This window comes from Mesorhizobium sp. M1A.F.Ca.ET.072.01.1.1, assembly GCF_004023325.1.
Lineage (GTDB): Bacteria > Pseudomonadota > Alphaproteobacteria > Rhizobiales > Rhizobiaceae > Mesorhizobium.
This window is the reverse complement of the sequence record NZ_RZSF01000127.1, coordinates 1-17,072: the sequence shown is the minus strand read 5'-3', so window position 1 is coordinate 17,072 and position 17,072 is coordinate 1. Positions and strand designations below refer to the sequence as shown.

Sequence of the window (17,072 nt, the reverse complement as noted above, 5' to 3'; positions counted from 1 at the left end):
CACCGAGATCACGCAGCGTGATTACCTGATCCGTACCATGGACGAGGCGGCTCGCCTCGTTGCTAAAAGCCTGAAGATCATCATCGGCGAGAGCAGGCGACTTGGAGAGCCCTTCCAGAAGGGTCTTGAGATTGACGAGTTCGCCATCAACGACCAGCGACACCTGACGAGCAATCCAAAGCGCCTCCTGCTCGATACGAGACTGCTCATGCAGGGCGTAGGCAACGAACAGATAGGCAGCAAACAGCCAGACCGGCAACACGGCCGCTGCGATTAGTCCAAGCAGATGGGCTCGTACCGATCGACGAAGCAAATCTGTTTCCCTGTCTTCCGCAATACTGCAAGCTTAGCCGCAAGCTGCCGAACGACAAGCTTGGATTAACACTGCTGAGCATGGTCAAGTTCGAAGGCCGATCGGCGCCAGACAATGCGGCTAAGCGAAACTCATTGAGTTGCAAAGAGTCCCGCCGAGAGGTGGACAGAGGAGCCACGCGGGAACCAGAGCCGTCATTTCCGGCTCGGCGGGCCTTCTCAAGAAAGCGCTTCGCCATAGCCAATGTGGACCTTTTGCCCGCGAATGATCCGACGCCGCAGGCGCGCTACGCTCTCCGTCGCTTAGAAACCGCGCGCCATGGGCGGGGCAGGTGTGACGTTTCGCGTCGGTTTGCGGTCGAAATCCGGAAGCAGCCACCCTATTTGCGTTGAGCCATGATCAGTCGGACCGATCTTTGAATGAGCGAAGCAGCCAAAAGGCGCGCGTTGCTGCTCCTCAATCCCAAGGCTCGGCGCGGCCAGGAGATGCTCGCGCCAATTGTGGAGCGGCTGGGGCGAGGTCGGCTTTCCGTCACCGTTGAGATGTTCGAGGCGTTGCCTGAAATCGCTCGAGACATCGTTCGCTTACGCCATATGGCCGATCTTGTGGTCGTGTGCGGTGGCGATGGTTCGGTGTCCTCGGCGGCGACGGCGATCATGGAAAGCGGCCTGCCGATGGGCATCATTCCTATGGGGACGGCGAATGACCTTGCTCGTACGCTCAACATTCCGATGGATCTCCTGCAGGCCGCCGATGTGATCGCGCGAGGCCGAACCCGACTGATCGATGTCGGGACGGTCAACGGTCATGCCTTTTTCAATGTCGCAAGTATCGGACTCAGCACCGAACTGGCGCAGGGTCTTGACCCCGCACTGAAGAAGCGCTTCGGCAGGCTGGGCTATGCGCTGGCGGCGATGAAAGTGTTGACCCGGGCCGCGCGGTTTCACGCGAAGATTACCGAGAAAGGCGCGGCGATCGAGGTGGAAACCTACCAGATCGCGGTTGGAAACGGTCGGCACTACGGCGGCGGCAACGTGGTGGAAGAAACGGCCGAAATCGATGACGGACATCTCGATCTCTATAGCTTGGAAATGACGAACCTCTGGAAGCTGGCTTTGATGCTCCGCTCTTTCCGTTCTGGAACGCATGGCGCATGGCGTGAGGTGCGCACGGCCAGGTGCGTCGAGTTCGACATCGAGACGCGGAAGGCGATGCCGGTCAACACCGATGGCGAGATCGTCACGTCGACACCGGCCCATTTCAAGGTTCACCCAAAGGCGATCTCGGTCTTCGCGCCGGATCGCGCCCTGTAAGCCCCGCGTCTTACGGTTTGATCAGTTTCCAGAGCCTCGCCTAGCGCTCGATCAGCGGCAGAGCACGAATGTGCTCGCCGTTGAGTAGAGAAGGTCGAAGGCGACGAAGGTGAGCAGCTCGGCGTTCAGGTCATGCGCGAATGGACGGCATGAAAGTTCGGCCGTCCGTCGGGATCCCGCGCGATCATCTCGCCGTCGATGATGAAAGACTCGGGTGTTCGGTTAGCGCGGTCCAAAAGAACGGCCGCCCCTGATGCTCTCGCTGGCCGGCTGACCTACTTTTTAAGCTGGCGAAGCCTGCGTCCGGGCACCGCCTTTTTGGATCAATGCTGGCAGCGGGACCGGCCGAAAGTTCCAAGCATCTACGCCAACGTCATACTGGCGTGGAAGCGGCTTGAGCTTCCCATGCGAGTGACCGTGCAAATTGATCGACTTCTTGCCCATCTGATTCCAGGTGCGGAACGGATAGTGGCACAGGATGAGAAGCACCCCGTTGAACCTGAGTTCCGCGTAATGCTGAATACTGGCCCATCCGTCGGCGGCGGTCGTTTCGTCCGGGTCATTGTTGCCGATGATCAGGTTCTTGCGCCCATTGAGGCGCGACAGAAGTGCCTCCCCGCCTGCTTTGCCGTGGCGCGCGAAGTCGCCAAGATGCCAGACCTCGTCGTCAGGCGTGACGGTCTCGTTCCAGAAAGAGATCAGCGCTTCGTCATGTTCGGCAAGCGATGCGAAAGGCCGCCGGTCAATCCGTAAGATGCGGGCATCATTGAAATGCGTGTCGCTCGTAAAAAATAGCATCAGGGCATGCCGGCAATGCAGATCGAAACCCATCCTGGGCCTAAGGCTAGCAGCCTTCGGCCTTTAAGGATCTTACCATTCGCACAATGATCCGATCATAAGGCGTTTTCTCCGATCTGCTGTAGTTGATCGTGAAAAGCGCGGCGCGGTCATCACAGACCCTGATGGCGCGAACATATCGGATCTCGCCGTTTTTGATCCCTGAATAGCTCGCCCAGGTCGAGGTCAGGCGCCGGTACGTCAACTTCCAGCCAGCCTTTTCGTCTTCCAGCATGCGATGCTCGATCTCGGCCCGAAAGCTGGCTCTTCCAAGTCTGGCGCCCCACACGGCAAGAAACGCGTCTCGTTCGCCTTGGAATGCAGCACCCTGATCCGAATGCTGGGTGAGGACGAAACCAGGCGGAACATCGAATGTGAAGCCCAGTTGCCGGACCCCAAACGGCTGCCAGTCCTGGGCCTGAAGGGAGGCGGTGCAAAAAAGAAAAGTGAATATACTCAACGCAACCAGCATCGGCTTGATTTAGCGCCGCTTCATAAGGCGTCCAGATCAGCTGGGGCCCCGGCCCACCATCTGGTGATCCATCGCAGAGCTGCAGCGGCGTTCGGGCCATGATCTCGACGGACAAGCCTGGCTTGGCGCAATTGTGTCGCCGGACTTTGCGGGAAGCTGCCGTCAAACCCGCAACCGCCAATGCGGCACACCAGCCGCTAACTCCAAGGCTGCACCGGCCGCCGTTCAGGGCCGAGCGCTAAGACTGGGGCGCAGGTCTGCTTAAGGAAAAGCTGGGCGTATACGTCCCGTTCTTCGGCTGTGATGCCTTGCTCGCGAGTCAATTGCTTGAAGGCTTCGCGCAGCTGATCGAGGTCGAACGTTGAAATGTGTTTGGGGGTAGTCATTGCGCACCTAGGGGTGATGTTCCACTCATTTCTTGGCAGCTCGCGAGAGGCCTTGCGAAGGCTTGGCTTCCTGTCGGGTTCGCTTGCGCTGCTGTCTCCCAACGCGACGGCAATAGCCGACGCGACGTCGCACCGAACTGCGTTCAGCGAGGCTTGTTCCGCTGAACGGCTTGTCTTCTTTCTAATATTAGCAAAGTCTTTATGAAGGTCCCGCCGGCCCATGACTCGTTAACCATGGCAAAGGGCTTGAGCATTGCGACGAAGTGCATCGATGCAATCATCATTCAGGATGACGGTCGGGCCGGTCTGTCGACCCCATCGCCATCCCCATTCGATCCCATCGCCCCCGAAAGAGGCCAAAGACAAGGTGGATCTTCTCTGGGAGCTGGCAGCGTTGCTGGTGATAGGAACGGGTAGACCAGCGGACTCTTAACTCCGCCGGTCCTGGTTCGAATCCAGATTCGCAGCTAGAACTGTGAGAATTCAATTGCTTGGGAAATTTCGTTTGCCGGCATCGCTGTCCGCGGGGTTCGCCCATAGGACGATATATTAGCGAATTAACGAATCGTAGACCGCGCTGTCCTATTCTGGGACAGCGCGGACACTACCCATCGGCCGCGCAGGCGGCTCCGGCTTTCAGGCAACCCTACCCCTGGCCGGAGCCGCCACCTTGTACATACCAGCAAGGGTTGAATCAACCCTTACCAAGCATCCTTACTGGTGCATTTTGCCGATCGTTAGATTTTGAAATGCCGAGGACGTTAGCCGTGCCGCGCGGAGGATGATCTGCCTCCGCCACATCCGATGGCATCCGGGAATCCGCCCAAAGCCTTCACCGATCATATTAGCGATCAACGATGTATTAACGACTAAGGCGCAGCCTTGCCGGATCGGGGACGAGAACCGCCCCCTGATCGACGATCCGGCACTTTATGTGCCGAGACGTTCGACCGATGCGGAGCCAAACGCATGAGTGTCGAAACAGCGCTGGCGCAGCTGTTGCGCATGCTTCACCGTCGAGCCTTGAACTTGGCGGCGTTGCCGGACGATGAAAGACTTGCTCATTACGACCTCATCCGCCGCTCGTGCTGCGGAGCAGCCGAGCAAATCGGCCAGAGCCCCGACAATGCTGCCATCACGGCAAACAGCGTGGTCGAATTCACTCGCGCCATGGTGGGCATCATCGAGGCAAGGCGCGGGTAAGAAGGCGGCGAGGAAGAGCTGATCGGCTGTCGCGGCAAGCGGCTCATGGCAAATGGCGAAGCCGAGATCGCGCCCTTTCTCTATCTGCCTGCGCCGGCCTCTGTTCCGCCTACTCCGCCGCCGCGTATCCCGCGATGCCCTTGATCTCCAGAAAATCCTCGAGACCGTATTCGGCATATTCGCGGCCGTTGCCGGACTGCTTGTAGCCGCCGAAGGGCAGGCCGGCGTCCCACGTCGGATAGTTGATATAGACGTTGCCGGAGCGCATGCGGGCCGCGGCCTGGCGCGCCTTCTCGATGTCCTTGGCCTGGATGTAGGAGGCGAGGCCGAAGACGGTGTCGTTGGCCAGCTCGATCGCCTGCTCGACCGTGTCGTAAGGCATGATCGACAGCACCGGCCCGAAGATTTCCTCGCGCGCGATGCGCATGTCGTGCGTCACGTTGGCGAAGACGGTCGGGCGGATATAAAAGCCGCGGTTGAGCTCGGCCGGACGGCCGGGGCCGCCGGTGACCAGGGTTGCGCCTTCGTCGATGCCGCTCTGGATCAGGTCTTGAATCTTGTCGAACTGCAGCTGGCTTACCACCGGGCCGAGCTTCGTTCCCGGCGCGTCGGCCGGCCCGACGGTGAATTTCTCCGCCGCCGTCCTGGCATAGCCGGCGGCCTCGTCATGCCGGTCGCGCGGCACGAACATGCGGGTCGGCGCGTTGCAGGACTGGCCGCTATTGCCGAAGCAGCCGGCCACGCCCTTGGTAACCGCCCTTTGCAGATCGACGTCGGGGAACAGGATATTGGCGGATTTACCGCCGAGCTCCTGATGAACACGCTTCACCGTGTCGGCGGCCGCCTTGGCGACGAGGATGCCGGCCCGCGTCGAGCCGGTGAAGGACATCATGTCGACATCCGGATGGCTGGCCAAAGCCTGCCCGACAGTTGGGCCGTCGCCATTGACCAAGTTGAAGACGCCCTTCGGCACACCGGCCTCGTCCATGATCTCTGCGAAGATGATTGCGTCGAGCGGCGCAATCTCCGACGGCTTCAGCACCATGGTGCAGCCGGCGGCGAGCGCCGGGCCGACCTTGCAGGTGATCTGGTTGAGCGGCCAGTTCCAGGGCGTGATCAGGCCGACGACGCCGATCGGCTCCTTGACGATCAGCGAGGAGCCTTTGACATGGCGAAACTGGAAGGTCTTCAGCACCTCGGCCATCTTCTCCAGATGCGCCTGGCCGACGCCGACCTGGCTGTCCAGCGCCATCTGGCGCGGCGCGCCCATCTCGCGCGAGACGGCGAGCGCAAGGTCCTTGCTGCGCTTCTTGTAGACCTCGATGACGCGGTTGAGGATGTCGAGGCGCTCCTCGACTTCACTGAAGCCGAAAGTGGCGAAGGCGCGCCTGGCGGAGCGACCGCCTTGTCGACATCGGCCTTGGTGCCTAGCGAGATCTGCGCGAAGGCGTCTTCGTTCGACGGATCGATGACGTCGAAACTGTTCGGCACCACCGGATCGACCCAGGCGCCGTCGATATAGAACTGCAGATTGTGCGACATATCTTCTCCCTTCGGCGCGCCTGGTAGGCGTCATATTCCGCCAGAGGTAACGACGCGCGTATTGCAACGCAAGACAGGGTCGTTGAACCAGCGGCGTAGCCGTACCGCAGTCCGCTAGGAGTTCAGTCCTCAAAGGAACTGGCGGCCACATAGATCGCGGCAAGCTTCTCGATGCCGGCCTGGTCTTCCTTGTCGAAGCGGCCGGGCAGCGGGCTGTCGAGATCGAGCACGCCGAACACGCCTTCGGCGTCGCGCAAGAGCACGACCAGTTCGGAGCGCGAGTCGGCATCGCAGGCGATGTGGCCGGGAAAATCGTGCACGTCCTTGATCAGCATCGACATGTCGAGATCGACCGCCGTGCCGCAGACGCCCTTGCCGACCGCTATGCGCACGCAGGCCGGCTTGCCCTGGAAGGGGCCGAGCACCAGCTCTTCGTCGGATTGAAGGAAATAGAAACCCGCCCAGTTGAGGTCGGGCACCATCTGGTAGATGAGCGCCGAGGTGTTGGCGGCGTTGGCGATCGAGTCGCGCTCGCCTTCCAGCAGCGCTTTCAATTGCCTGGCCAGCTCATCGTAGAAGGCCGGCTTGCTGCTCGTGTCGATGGCCGTTGCCGCAAACATCCTGGTCGTTTCTCCGTTGCTAGGGCGCTGAAGCGCCCGCTACAGTTTGGCCTTCTCTGCCACCAATGCTGCGCGCGGGAAACACAAAAGTCGTGAGCGCCATTCTCGCCAACCGAAAACGCGACCGCGCGCAGCCGGAGGCGCGCGAGACCCCGCTCTCCTTCGCGGTGCTGGTCTTTCCCGGCTTTCCGATGATGGCGTTTTCCTCGGTCATCGAGCCGCTGCGCGGCGCCAACATTCTTGCGAAGCGCGACTGCTACCGATGGGTGATCGTCGGCGCGGAACAGGGCACGGTCGAAGCCTCCAACGGCGTCATCATCCAGCCCGGCTTCTCGGCCGCCAACGCACCGAAGGTCGATCGCATCGTCGTCTGCTCGGGCGGCGATGCCGACCATGTCGTAGCCGACGAGGCGATGAGCTGGATCCGCAAAAGCCTGCGCGGCGGCGCGCATATCGGCGCGGTGGCGGATGCAGCGTTCTTCCTCGCCCGCGCCGGCCTGCTCGACGGACATGCCTGCACCTTGCACTGGACCAGCCAGGCCGCTTTCACCGAGGCGTTTCCCGACATCGAGCTCAGGCGCGATCTCTTCGTCATCGACCGCAAGCGTTTTACCTCGGCCGGCGGCGTCGGCAGCCTCGACATGATGCTGGAGATCATCACGCGCGACTACGGCGCCGAGCTTGCCGCGGGTGTCGCGGAATGGTTCGTGCACTCTCCCCTGCGGTCGAGCGTCGACCGCAAGCTGATGCCGCTGCGCCTCCGCACCGGGGTGCAGAACGAGCTGGTGCTGTCGGCGATCGCCATCATGGAGGACGCGGTCGAGGAACGGCTCGGCATGGCGGAGCTGGCTGAGCGGCTTGGCGTCTCGCCCGACAAGCTCGAGCGCAATTTCCGCGCTGAGCTGGATATCTCGCCGAACGGCTATTACCGGCGCCTCAGGCTGAAGCGCGCCGCCGATCTGCTGGCGCATTCGACGCTGATGGTGCGCGATGTGGCGCTGGCCTGCGGTTTTGCTTCGATGTCGAGCTTTGCGCGGGCGTTTCGCGAGGAGCACGGGCACGCGCCGAAGGCGATGCGAAGGCATTAGGGTGCGCTTTGCTGCTACTACGCCGACTTCCTTCACACACCCCCTCTGTCCCGCCGACATTGCAGTGACGACATCGGTCGCGCGGCATCCTGCACGACATTTGCGGAATGCCGCACAAGCTCTGCATCCTGCCCGGCTATGTTCGCGGGAACAGGAGGCACCCATGAGCATCGTCGTTTTCGATCCAGACAGCACCGAGGATGTGGACTTCAAGGACCGCATGCGCCATCCGGCCGCGGCCGATCCCGCCGGCGGCATGTGGCTCTCCGACACCGAGCCGTCCTTCATCGACGCTGACGCTCTGCGCAAGGGGCGGCTCGCCAAACTGCGCGCCTGGATGCGCGAGGCGGGCTATGGCGGCGTCGTGCTGTTCGACCCCTATAACCAGCGCTACGCCACCGGCTCGCGCAACATGTTCGGCTATTTCCTGCGCAATTCGACCCGCTACTTCTTCATCCCGACCGAAGGACCGATCGTGCTGTTCGAATATCCGCAGAGCTACCATGTCTCGATGGTGCTCGACACGATCGACGAGGCGCGTCCTTCCAAGCTCGTCTGGTCCTCCGTCTCCGGTCGCGACGACGAGACGGCGGGGCCGTTCGCCGACGAGATCACCGAGCTTCTGAAGAGGCATGGCGGCGGCTCGATGAAGCTCGGCCTCGACCGCTGCAGCCATCTGCAGGCGGTGGCTCTGGAAAAGCGCGGCTGCGAGGTGAAGGACTGCCAGGGCGAGATTCTTGCCGTGCGCGCGGTGAAAACGCCGGAGGAGGTGAAATGCCTGCAGGCCTCCATGGCCGGAGCTGAAGCCGCGGTGGCCGCCGTCCGGGAGGCGATCAAGCCCGGCGTTTCCGAAAACGAGCTCTTCGCCATTATGTATCACGAGGTGATCCGCCAGGGCGGCGAGTTCATCGAGACCCGGCTGCTGACGTCAGGACAGCGCACCAATCCGTGGTTCAACGAGGCGAGCGGCCGCAAGATCAGGCCGGGCGAGCTGGTCGCGCTCGATACCGACACGATCGGCTGCTACGGCTATTATTCCGACTTCTCGCGCACCTTCCGGTGCGGCCCGGGCAAGCCGACGCCCTACCAGAAATCGCTCTATCGCATGGCGCATGACCAGGTGCAGCACAACATTTCCATCGTGAAACCCGGCATGGCCTTCCGCGAGATCGCCGAGAAGGCTTGGAAAATCCCGGATCGCTTCGTCGACCAGCGCTACACCTCGGTCATGCACGGCGTCGGCATGCATGGCGAGACGCCCTTCATCGCCCACGCGATGGATTACGAGACATACGGCCGCGACGGCATCATCCAACCCGGCATGGTGGTGAGCGTCGAAAGCTATATCGGCGAGAAGGGCGGCCGCGAAGGCGTCAAGCTGGAGGACGAGGTCCTGATCACCGAAACCGGCACCGAGCTTCTCTCGCGCTTCCCTTATGAGGATGAGTTTCTGGAATGAGCGGTTTGATGCCGATGCGCTCTGTTGGCGCCGCCCATTCGTTATCGCAGGCGTTCGAGACTGGCCGCAGCACTCATGTCCTCGTCATCCCAGGGCGAAGCAAGGAGCGAAGCGACGCGGCGCAGACCCTAGGATCCAATCCGTTACGTCGGAGCGCCGCAACGGCGCAGAATTCTGTTAGGCCGCACTCTTCGATCAAGGTAACGGAATGGATTCCAGGGTCTTCGCGACGCCGCTTCGCGGCTGCTTCGCGCTGGAATGACGAAGCTGATACGCTGCGGCACATTCCGACGCGCCGCGGCACCCCTTCGAGAGCATCCGCATGAAATCCCCCATTTCCATCCGGCGCGGCACGGTGGCCGCGGTGTTCATCGATCTCCAGGAGGAGCATCGCAAGGACAAGCGCTATCTGGTCGAAGGCTTTGCCGACATCCTCGCCAATGTCCAACGCCTGCAGCAGGCGGCGCGGCGCAATTTCGTGCCGCTCTATCATTGGGCCTATATTGTCGACCTCTCCGAGGCGCGGCCGTTCCATCCGCTCGACGAGAGCGGCAAGTCGGCCTTCTCCGACAAGGACGATCCGCTGACGGCGATCTGCCATGAAGTGGCGCCGCAAAAGGGCGAAGCCATGTTGCTCAAGCAGGAAGCGAGCGTCTTCGGCAAGAACGATTTTGGCGACAAGCTCAAAGCGGCCGGAATCGAATGGTTGGTGATTGCCGGCGTGTGGACCGAAGCCTGCATCGACGCCACAGTGAAGGATGCGGTGACGCGCGGTTTTCGCGTGCTGCTGGTCAAGGACGCCTGCGGCAGCGGCAGCAGCGCCATGCACCAGACCGGCATCCTCAACCTCGCCAACCGCCTCTATGGCGGAGCGGTCACCAACACGCTCGACGCCTGCCGGCTGATGGCAGGCGACACGGTGAGCGTGTGGCAGGTCGAGGGATCGGTGCCGCTGCGCTTCACCTTCGAGAATGCGGCGCAACTTTACGCAGAGCTCTGACCGCGAAGACCGGAGACCCAGCCGCCCGGCGAGGCGCAGCAATTATGCGCGTCAGCCAACTTTAGCCTGCGGAACAGCGCACAAGAATTGCGGAAAACCAAACATTCCGCCGCGGAAAGCGGACCTATGATCTCCTCGCAGGCAAAGGCGCGCGGCGGCCGTATCCGCCTCCGCGCCTGACGGCAATCGGGGCGCCCGTTGGGTTTGGTGCAGGTCGTCGCCGCCAAAAACCGCCGCGCGGGCGACCTGCACCAACAATAGAGGGAACGACAATGAAATTCATGCTGACCGACAGAAAACTGCACCCACGGGCAAAGCCGACCGCGGAGGATTTCAAGAAGGGCGCGATCAGCCGGCGCGAGTATCTGGCGCTTATGGCCGGCTTGGGCGTCAGCGCCGCCGGCGCGCTGGCGCTGGGCGGCCTTACTCCCTCGCCCGCTCGGGCCGAGGAGCCGAAGCGCGGCGGGGTCCTGCGCGTCGCCATGAACGTGAAGGGCTTCAAGGATCCGCGCACTTTCGATGGCGTCGAGATGTCGAATGTCGCGCGTCACTGCAACGAATATCTGGTGCGCTGGAAAACCGACTTCACCTTCGAGCCCTGGCTGCTCGAAAACTGGGAGACCAGCGACGACGCCAAGACGATCACGCTTCACGTGCGCAAAGGCATCACCTGGTCCAACGGCGACACTTTCAACGCCGACGACGTGATCCACAACCTCAACCGCTGGTGCGATGCCTCGGTCGCCGGCAATTCGGTCGCCGCGCGCATGGGCGCGCTCGTCAATGCCGATACCAAGAAGCCGGTCGACGGCGGTATCCAGAAGGTCGACGACTACACCGTCAAGCTCAACCTGCCCAAACCCGACATCTCTCTGATCGCCGGCATGGCCGACTATCCGGCGCTGATCATGCACCGCTCCTATGAAGGCGATGCCGATCCGAAGAAGGCTTTGGCCATCACCACCGGCCCGTGCGAGTTGGTGAGTTGGGACGCCGAGACCGGTGCGGAGGTGAAGCGCAAGGACAAGCCGTGGTGGAAGGGCGAGTTCTATCTCGACGGCATCGAGTGGGTCGACTACGGCTCCGATCCCAATGCCATGCTGTCGGCCTTCGAATCCGGCGAGATCGACACCGACCACGAGACCGCCTCGGACGCCGTGTCGCAGACCGAGCAGATGGGGCTCGAAAATTCCGAGATCGCGACCGGCTCGACCATCGTCGCGCGCTTCAATGTCGGCAACGCGCCCTATGACGACGTCAAGGTGCGCCGTGCTGCCCAGCTTGCCGTCGACAATGCGGCCGTGCTGAAGCTCGGCCTCGACGGCAGGGGCAAGCCCGCCGATAACCACCATATCGGACCGATGCATCCCGAATTCGCCGATATCGGCCCGGCCAAGCGCGATGTCGACGCGGCGAAGAAGCTGTTGGCCGAATCCGGCAAGGCCGACCACGAATACGAGCTGATCTCGGTCGACATCGAATGGCAAAAGAGCACCGCCGACGCGATCGCCGCCCAGATCCGCGAGGCCGGCCTCAAGATCAAGCGCACCGTGCTGCCGGCTGCCACCTTCTGGAACGACTGGAGCAAGTTCCCCTACTCCTGCACCGAATGGCTCGGCCGCCCGCTCGGCGTCCAGGTGCTGGCGCTGGCCTATAAATCGGGCGCGGCCTGGAACGAAAGCGCTTATTCGAACAAGGAGTTCGACGAGCTTCTCGATAAAGCACTTGCGACGCCGGACGCCGCCCAGCGCAAGGAGATCATGGCCAAGATCGAGCAGAATTTGCGCGACTCCGGCATCATCATCCAGCCCTACTGGCGCTCGGTCTACCGCACCTACCGCAAGGGCGTGCATGGCTGCGAGCAGCACCAGGCGCTCGAGCAGCATTTCGAGACGGTTTGGCTGGAGTCCTGATTCCTCCCAGGACCGATCGCGACGATCTGGGCCTCAGCGGCGCCGTGCAGCGCTGCGCCCAGCATCCGGACAATGTCTGGGCGCTGCACGGGCTGATCGAATGCCTGAAGCGGCGCCGCGAGAGCGAGGATCTGCCGGGCTTGCAGGCGAAACTTGCTTTGGCGCTGACCAAGGCGGACGTGCCGATCACATCGTCATGCCTCTGCCGCACTAGCGTGCAGGCGGACCACTGCTGTTGTCGTTGAGACAGCGGGCGGCCGCCCTCAAAGTTGAAGGCGGCCCGGCCGTTGCTAAGAGAAGATTTTCGCCAATTCGTCGACGCTGGTGCCTTCCTTGACTTGGCGCAGTTCGACATAGCTGACCGCGGTGGCGACGGAGAGCACCATCGAGACGACGGCCTGCACCACGGCGGCTCCCAGTTCGGCGAGGATCCCGCCGAAGAGAAGCAGCACCACCAGGATCCCCCACTGGATGACCATCGCGATGATGACCAGGATGAGGAAGAGGCCGAACAGCGACCAGCGATTGCCTTTGGTCAGCGCTCGGCTGCGCGACATCGAGCCGAATACGCCCAACCGCTCCTGGATGAGAACGGGAACCGACATTGACCAGCCGAGCCACAGGATGATGCCGGGAACGATCAGCGCGATCATCGCAAGCGCAGAGCCGATGCCGACGAGCAGGCCGATCGCGAGCGTCGGCAACAGGAAGCGGATGGCAATCTGCACGCTGTCGCCGAAGGATGGCCGCCTTCCGTTCAGATCCTCGATTGTTGCCCGCACCAGCGACGACTGGAGCAGCAGCGTGAAGACGAAGGAAATCAATCCCGCGAGGATGCTGAGATAGGAGTTGCGCAGCACCGCGTTCGGATCCGCCATGGCACTTGGATCGCCATTCATCACCGCTTCCATCTGCGGTTGGGTCCATAACCTGATGAGCAGCGTCGGCAGGCCGGCAAACAAAAGCCCAAGCCCGACGCAGAGTCCTATGTTGCGCGTGATGACGGCAAAAGTGCTGTTAAACACCCTGCCGATTTCGAATCTGCCTGGTCGTCCCAATGTCGCAGTGGTCATGATAGCTTTCCCCCGAGCCGCCGCCGAATCCAATTCGGCAACTTCAAAGTAAATCTGCCAAGAACGGCGGGCCCCGTCCAGTGGACTTGCAATTGTTTCGGGTATTCCCGGTGTCAGCCAGAACCGCCGACTGCAGCAAAAGCTCACGGTCGCGCTCTGATTTGAGGCCAGGATGGCGATTTTGCAGGACAGGCAGGCTCTCAGCGGGGGCTGCCGCTCACCAGCACTTCGGCCGGCCTCGCCAGCATCCCAGACTACGAGAATATCTCCGCCAGTTCATCGACGCCGGTGCCTTCCTTGACCTGGCGCAGTTCGACATAGCTGACCGCGGCTGCGACGGAACCCACCATCGAGCCGATGCTCTGGACCATGGCGGCCACGACGGCGGCGACGATGCCATGGAATAGATAAACGACCACTCCGGTGATGGATTGCATCACAAGCCCCATGATGACCAGGATCACGAAAAGGCCAAACAGAGCCCAGCGGCTGCCTTTGGTCAGGGCGCGGCTGCGCGACATCGAGCCGAAGACGCCCAAGCGCTCCTGAATGAGCACCGGTATTGCCACCGACCAGCCGAGCCCGAGGATAATCCCAGGCACCAGCAAGGCAATCGAGGCCGCGCTCACGCCGAGCGCTACAAGCAGACCTATGGCGACCGTGGGCAACAGGAAGCGGATCGCTGTTGCGATGGAATCGCCGAAAGTCGGCTTCTTGCCGTTCATGTCCTCGATCGCCACCCGGACGAGGCTCGACTGCAACAGAACCGCAAAGGCGAGATAAAGTATTGCAATGACCGCAGTTCCAATGATGAAGCCGAGCTTGTGGTTCGTGATAGCCGCGGCGAAATTCGCCGGATTTCCAGTATGGGAATTCAGACCCACGTGCTGGGTGACCAGTTGTGGCACGAGCTGGGTGACCAGTTGCGGTAGTCCTGAAAACAGCGCCGCAAGACCAACGCAGAGTACAATATTACGACCGATCACGGAGAAACTGTTGTTGAACACTCGGCCGATCTGATACTTCTCCTGCCGTACCAACGCGGCTGAAGTCATGACGCCCTCCCCTGCTTGGCCGCTCCACGCCAGCCTATCGCCCCAAAGCAAATCTGCCAGTATTGACGAGACGCGTCCAATCACTTGCAATTGTCCTGCGGTATTGCCAGTGTCGAACCCGTGGGTAGCAGGGGAGCGAGTTGGTGACAGCGGCACAGCCGGCCACAGCGGACGCCGAATGGCTGGCCAAGATGCACAAGCAGCTGCTGGCTGACGATTCGATCCAGTTTGACCTGCCGGGGCTGGTGCGGCCGGAGCCGCCGGAATGGCTGAAGCCTTTTCTGGAAGCCCTGGCAAAGCTAGGCCCTTACATGATCTATCTGTTCTGGGGCGCTGTGATCATCGGCGTCGCAATCATCGTGTTCCTGCTCGTGCTCGAGGCGAAGGGCATCGCCTGGCGGCTGCCGTGGCGGCGCCTGAGCAAGGAGGCTGAGGCGCAGGAGGAATGGCGCCCGGATGCCGGCGCGGCTCAGATCCTGCTCTCCGAAGCCGATGCGCTCGCCGCCCGCGGCGACTATGACGAGGCGGTGCATCTGCTGCTCCGGCGCAGCGTTGCCGACATCGCCAGCCGCCTGCCCGACTTCCTGCGCCCGTCGCTGACCGCGCGCGACATCGCCGCCGCAGGTTCCATCCCGTCCCGCCCCCGCGCTGCCTTCAGTGAGATCGCGCGCATCGTCGAGGCCGCCTTGTTCGCTCGCCGGCCGGTCGGCGCCGAGGGCTGGCAGCAGGCGCGCGGCGCCTATGAGCGCTTTGCCTTCCGGGATGCCTGGGCATGAGCGCGGAGGCGACAGAGGCACAAGAGCCGTTCAGCCGCAGGACGCTGTTCTGGGGCATCTTCGCCAGCCTGCTCGCGGCCGCCGGATTCTTCCTGCTCTCGACCTACGCTCCGGACTTTCGTCAGCCCCAGGGCGGCGCAACACCGCTCTCCAAGGGCGGCACCGGCTATGCAGGGCTCGTGGAATGGCTGAAGCTCACCAACGGGCAGGCGCCGCCCATGGCGCGCGGGGAGAAGGATCTGCAATCTCCCCTGGCATCCACATTCCTGCTGATCGTCACCATCGCGCCCAACAGCGACCCGGCGGCGCTTCAGCGCATCATCAAGCTCCGCTTGGGCAAGCACACGCTTTTCGTGCTGCCCAAATGGGTCACCTTTCCGCAGCCGGGCCAGGAGGGCTGGGAGACGAAAGTCGAGCGGCTGCCCGCAACGGCGGTCAACGACTGGCTCGGTCGCCTCGCCAAGGCCAAGCTCGGCGACGGCAAGCCATCGGTCGATCGGATCGATGTAGAGGGGCGCAAGATCGCCGTGCCCGAGGAGTTGCAATGGGTCGCCGACAATCATCCGCTGATTGCGGCGGGTGACGGCAAGGCTGTTCTCACCGAACTCGACAGCGAACCCTTCTACATCCTGACGGATCCCGATCTCATCAACAACGCGGCGCTGAAGGATCCGCAAAAGGCGGCGGCGGCGCTCGACATGATCGCCATGCTGGAGCCCGCCAAGGGCGCGGTTATGTTCGACCTGACGCTTCACGGCATCGGCCAGAACTACGATCTCGGCAAGCTCCTGGTCGAACCGCCCTTCCTGGCGCTGACGCTGTCGGTGCTGGTGGCGGCTGCCCTCGCCTTCCTGCACGGGCTCGGTCGCTTCGGGCCGCCGCGCACGGAGGGTCGCGCCATCGCCTTCGGTAAGCAGGCGCTGGTCGACACCACGGCAATGCTCCTGAAGCGGGCAGGACGGCTGCAGGAACTCGGCGACCGCTATGCCGCGCTGATGCGCCAGCGCGCCGCTGCGCTGCTTGGCGCGCCGCACGGGCTGCAGGGTGAAGCGCTGGACCGCTGGCTGGATTCCCGCGACAAAAATGAAGCGAACGGCTTCACCGTGCGGTTCAAGGCTGCGAACGGTTCCAACACATTGGCCGCAATGCATGAAGCAGCGGAAGAGCTGCATGACTGGACGGCAAGGAGGCTCGGTGAACGTCGATGAAGTGAAAGCCCTGGCGAGCGCGATCAGGGAAGAAGTGGCTAAAGCGATCACCGGGCAGCGCGACACGGTCGATCTGATGCTGACGGCGCTGTTCGCCGGCGGCCATATATTGCTCGAAGGTCCGCCCGGTACCGCAAAGACCATGACCGCGCGCTGCTTCGCGCAGGCGCTCGGCGTCGCCTATGGGCGCATCCAGTTCACGCCCGACCTGATGCCCGGCGACATCGTCGGCGCCAACATCTACAATTTCCAGACCGGCCAGTTCACGCTGACGCGCGGCCCGATTTTCTGCGATCTGCTGCTTGCCGACGAGATCAACCGCACGCCGCCGAAGACGCAGGCTGCACTGCTCGAAGCCATGCAGGAGCACGCGGTCACATTCGACGGCACGACCCATTCGCTCGGCAAGAACTTCATGGTGGTGGCGACGCAGAACCCGATCGAGCATCAAGGCGTCTATCCGCTCCCCGAGGCCCAGCTCGACCGCTTCCTGTTCAAGCACCGGGTCAGCTATCCGGACGCGCAGGAAGAACGTGCCATCATCATCCACCACGGCGGCGGCTCCGCCTCGCACAATATCGAGCAATACGGCATCAAGGCGCAGACCGACCGCAAGACGCTGGAGGCGGCGCTTGCCACAGTGGGCGCCGTCACGCTGGTCGACGACGTCGTCGGCTACATCGCTGCCCTCGTGCGCGGCACGCGCAAAAGCCCGGATCTGGAGGTCGGCGCCAGTCCCCGCGCCGGCGCCATGCTGGCGCGCGCGGCGCGAGCCCGGGCCGCGCTCGACGGCCGCAACTATGTCATCCCCGAC

Annotated in this window: 14 protein-coding genes, 1 tRNA gene and 3 pseudogenes; 11 read left to right on the top strand and 7 right to left on the bottom strand. The window is 62.6% G+C overall.

Annotation, left to right across the window (positions count from 1 at the left end):
• Positions 1 to 262 (bottom strand): annotated as a pseudogene (locus tag EOA32_RS18465) (histidine kinase); the annotation flags it as partial.
• 470 nt (positions 263 to 732) lie between these two features.
• Here EOA32_RS18465 and EOA32_RS18460 point away from each other — a divergent pair.
• A complete protein-coding gene (locus tag EOA32_RS18460; RefSeq protein WP_095778606.1) occupies positions 733 to 1,626 on the top strand; it encodes a lipid kinase in 894 nt (297 codons plus the stop codon).
• Positions 1,627 to 1,908: 282 nt separating this feature from the next.
• Here EOA32_RS18460 and EOA32_RS18450 read toward each other — a convergent pair whose 3' ends face one another.
• Both EOA32_RS18450 and EOA32_RS18445 read right to left on the bottom strand, forming a co-directional pair.
• Positions 1,909 to 2,457, bottom strand: coding sequence for a metallophosphoesterase (locus tag EOA32_RS18450; RefSeq protein ID WP_245299705.1), 549 nt, complete (start codon positions 2,455 to 2,457; stop codon positions 1,909 to 1,911).
• A gap of 13 nt (positions 2,458 to 2,470) precedes the next feature.
• Positions 2,471 to 2,935 carry a hypothetical protein gene (locus EOA32_RS18445; protein WP_095778605.1) on the bottom strand — a complete coding sequence of 155 codons (465 nt, stop codon included), beginning with the start codon at positions 2,933 to 2,935 and terminating at the stop codon, positions 2,471 to 2,473.
• Positions 2,936 to 3,717: 782 nt separating this feature from the next.
• Between EOA32_RS18445 and EOA32_RS38260 the strand changes: the two genes are divergently transcribed.
• Positions 3,718 to 3,790 (top strand) — tRNA-OTHER (locus EOA32_RS38260).
• 500 nt (positions 3,791 to 4,290) lie between these two features.
• The gene (locus EOA32_RS18440; protein ID WP_067329916.1) at positions 4,291 to 4,524 is read left to right on the top strand and encodes a hypothetical protein; all 234 of its coding nucleotides are present in this window, start codon (positions 4,291 to 4,293) and stop codon (positions 4,522 to 4,524) included.
• 109 nt (positions 4,525 to 4,633) lie between these two features.
• Here EOA32_RS18440 and EOA32_RS18435 read toward each other — a convergent pair.
• Positions 4,634 to 6,066 (bottom strand): annotated as a pseudogene (locus EOA32_RS18435) (aldehyde dehydrogenase family protein).
• 122 nt (positions 6,067 to 6,188) lie between these two features.
• A complete protein-coding gene (locus tag EOA32_RS18430) occupies positions 6,189 to 6,686 on the bottom strand; it encodes a GAF domain-containing protein (protein WP_128372503.1) in 498 nt (165 codons plus the stop codon).
• Between the two features lie 191 nt (positions 6,687 to 6,877).
• Between EOA32_RS18430 and EOA32_RS18425 the strand changes: the two genes are divergently transcribed.
• From EOA32_RS18425 to EOA32_RS18405, 5 genes and pseudogenes are all read left to right on the top strand, one after another.
• On the top strand, positions 6,878 to 7,774 hold the full coding sequence (locus EOA32_RS18425) for a GlxA family transcriptional regulator (protein ID WP_245499318.1): 897 nt from the start codon (positions 6,878 to 6,880) through the stop codon (positions 7,772 to 7,774).
• A 163-nt stretch (positions 7,775 to 7,937) separates the two neighbouring features.
• Entirely contained in the window at positions 7,938 to 9,233 is a 1,296-nt protein-coding gene (locus EOA32_RS18420; RefSeq protein WP_095831438.1) for a Xaa-Pro peptidase family protein, read from the top strand.
• A gap of 322 nt (positions 9,234 to 9,555) precedes the next feature.
• Positions 9,556 to 10,233, top strand: coding sequence for an isochorismatase family protein (locus tag EOA32_RS18415; RefSeq protein WP_128372502.1), 678 nt, complete (start codon positions 9,556 to 9,558; stop codon positions 10,231 to 10,233).
• A 272-nt stretch (positions 10,234 to 10,505) separates the two neighbouring features.
• Entirely contained in the window at positions 10,506 to 12,146 is a 1,641-nt protein-coding gene (locus EOA32_RS18410; protein WP_128372501.1) for an ABC transporter substrate-binding protein, read from the top strand.
• 17 nt (positions 12,147 to 12,163) lie between these two features.
• A pseudogene (locus tag EOA32_RS18405) lies at positions 12,164 to 12,391 on the top strand (hypothetical protein); the annotation flags it as partial.
• 45 nt (positions 12,392 to 12,436) lie between these two features.
• Here the strand turns inward: EOA32_RS18405 and EOA32_RS18400 are convergent.
• Together EOA32_RS18400 and EOA32_RS18395 are read right to left on the bottom strand one after the other, a co-directional pair.
• Positions 12,437 to 13,219, bottom strand: coding sequence for a hypothetical protein (locus tag EOA32_RS18400; RefSeq protein WP_067000573.1), 783 nt, complete (start codon positions 13,217 to 13,219; stop codon positions 12,437 to 12,439).
• Positions 13,220 to 13,473: 254 nt separating this feature from the next.
• Positions 13,474 to 14,358 (bottom strand): hypothetical protein, encoded by an 885-nt coding sequence (locus EOA32_RS18395; protein WP_245499317.1) that lies wholly within the window; start codon positions 14,356 to 14,358, stop codon positions 13,474 to 13,476.
• A 59-nt stretch (positions 14,359 to 14,417) separates the two neighbouring features.
• On the opposite strand from EOA32_RS18395, the gene EOA32_RS18390 reads away from it, so the two are divergent.
• The 3 genes from EOA32_RS18390 to EOA32_RS18380 form a co-directional block, all read left to right on the top strand.
• Positions 14,418 to 15,050 (top strand): DUF4129 domain-containing protein, encoded by a 633-nt coding sequence (locus EOA32_RS18390; RefSeq protein ID WP_067000982.1) that lies wholly within the window; start codon positions 14,418 to 14,420, stop codon positions 15,048 to 15,050.
• Entirely contained in the window at positions 15,047 to 16,258 is a 1,212-nt protein-coding gene (locus EOA32_RS18385; RefSeq protein ID WP_095783211.1) for a hypothetical protein, read from the top strand. Before EOA32_RS18390 ends, EOA32_RS18385 begins: the two co-directional genes overlap by 4 nt.
• Positions 16,245 to 17,072: MoxR family ATPase (locus EOA32_RS18380; RefSeq protein WP_128372500.1), on the top strand; the 828-nt coding region annotated here is incomplete at its 3' end. The genes EOA32_RS18385 and EOA32_RS18380, both read left to right, overlap by 14 nt.

Coding starts and splice junctions, on each gene's coding strand:
- EOA32_RS18385 (WP_095783211.1), top strand. CDS start 15,047: ATGAGCGCGGAGGCGACAGAGGCACAAGAGCCGTTCAGCCGCAGGACG.
- EOA32_RS18450 (WP_245299705.1), bottom strand. CDS start 2,457: ATGGGTTTCGATCTGCATTGCCGGCATGCCCTGATGCTATTTTTTACG.
- EOA32_RS18400 (WP_067000573.1), bottom strand. CDS start 13,219: ATGACCACTGCGACATTGGGACGACCAGGCAGATTCGAAATCGGCAGG.
- EOA32_RS18430 (WP_128372503.1), bottom strand. CDS start 6,686: ATGTTTGCGGCAACGGCCATCGACACGAGCAGCAAGCCGGCCTTCTAC.
- EOA32_RS18445 (WP_095778605.1), bottom strand. CDS start 2,935: ATGCTGGTTGCGTTGAGTATATTCACTTTTCTTTTTTGCACCGCCTCC.
- EOA32_RS18410 (WP_128372501.1), top strand. CDS start 10,506: ATGAAATTCATGCTGACCGACAGAAAACTGCACCCACGGGCAAAGCCG.
- EOA32_RS18425 (WP_245499318.1), top strand. CDS start 6,878: ATGATGGCGTTTTCCTCGGTCATCGAGCCGCTGCGCGGCGCCAACATT.
- EOA32_RS18440 (WP_067329916.1), top strand. CDS start 4,291: ATGAGTGTCGAAACAGCGCTGGCGCAGCTGTTGCGCATGCTTCACCGT.
- EOA32_RS18460 (WP_095778606.1), top strand. CDS start 733: ATGAGCGAAGCAGCCAAAAGGCGCGCGTTGCTGCTCCTCAATCCCAAG.
- EOA32_RS18420 (WP_095831438.1), top strand. CDS start 7,938: ATGAGCATCGTCGTTTTCGATCCAGACAGCACCGAGGATGTGGACTTC.
- EOA32_RS18415 (WP_128372502.1), top strand. CDS start 9,556: ATGAAATCCCCCATTTCCATCCGGCGCGGCACGGTGGCCGCGGTGTTC.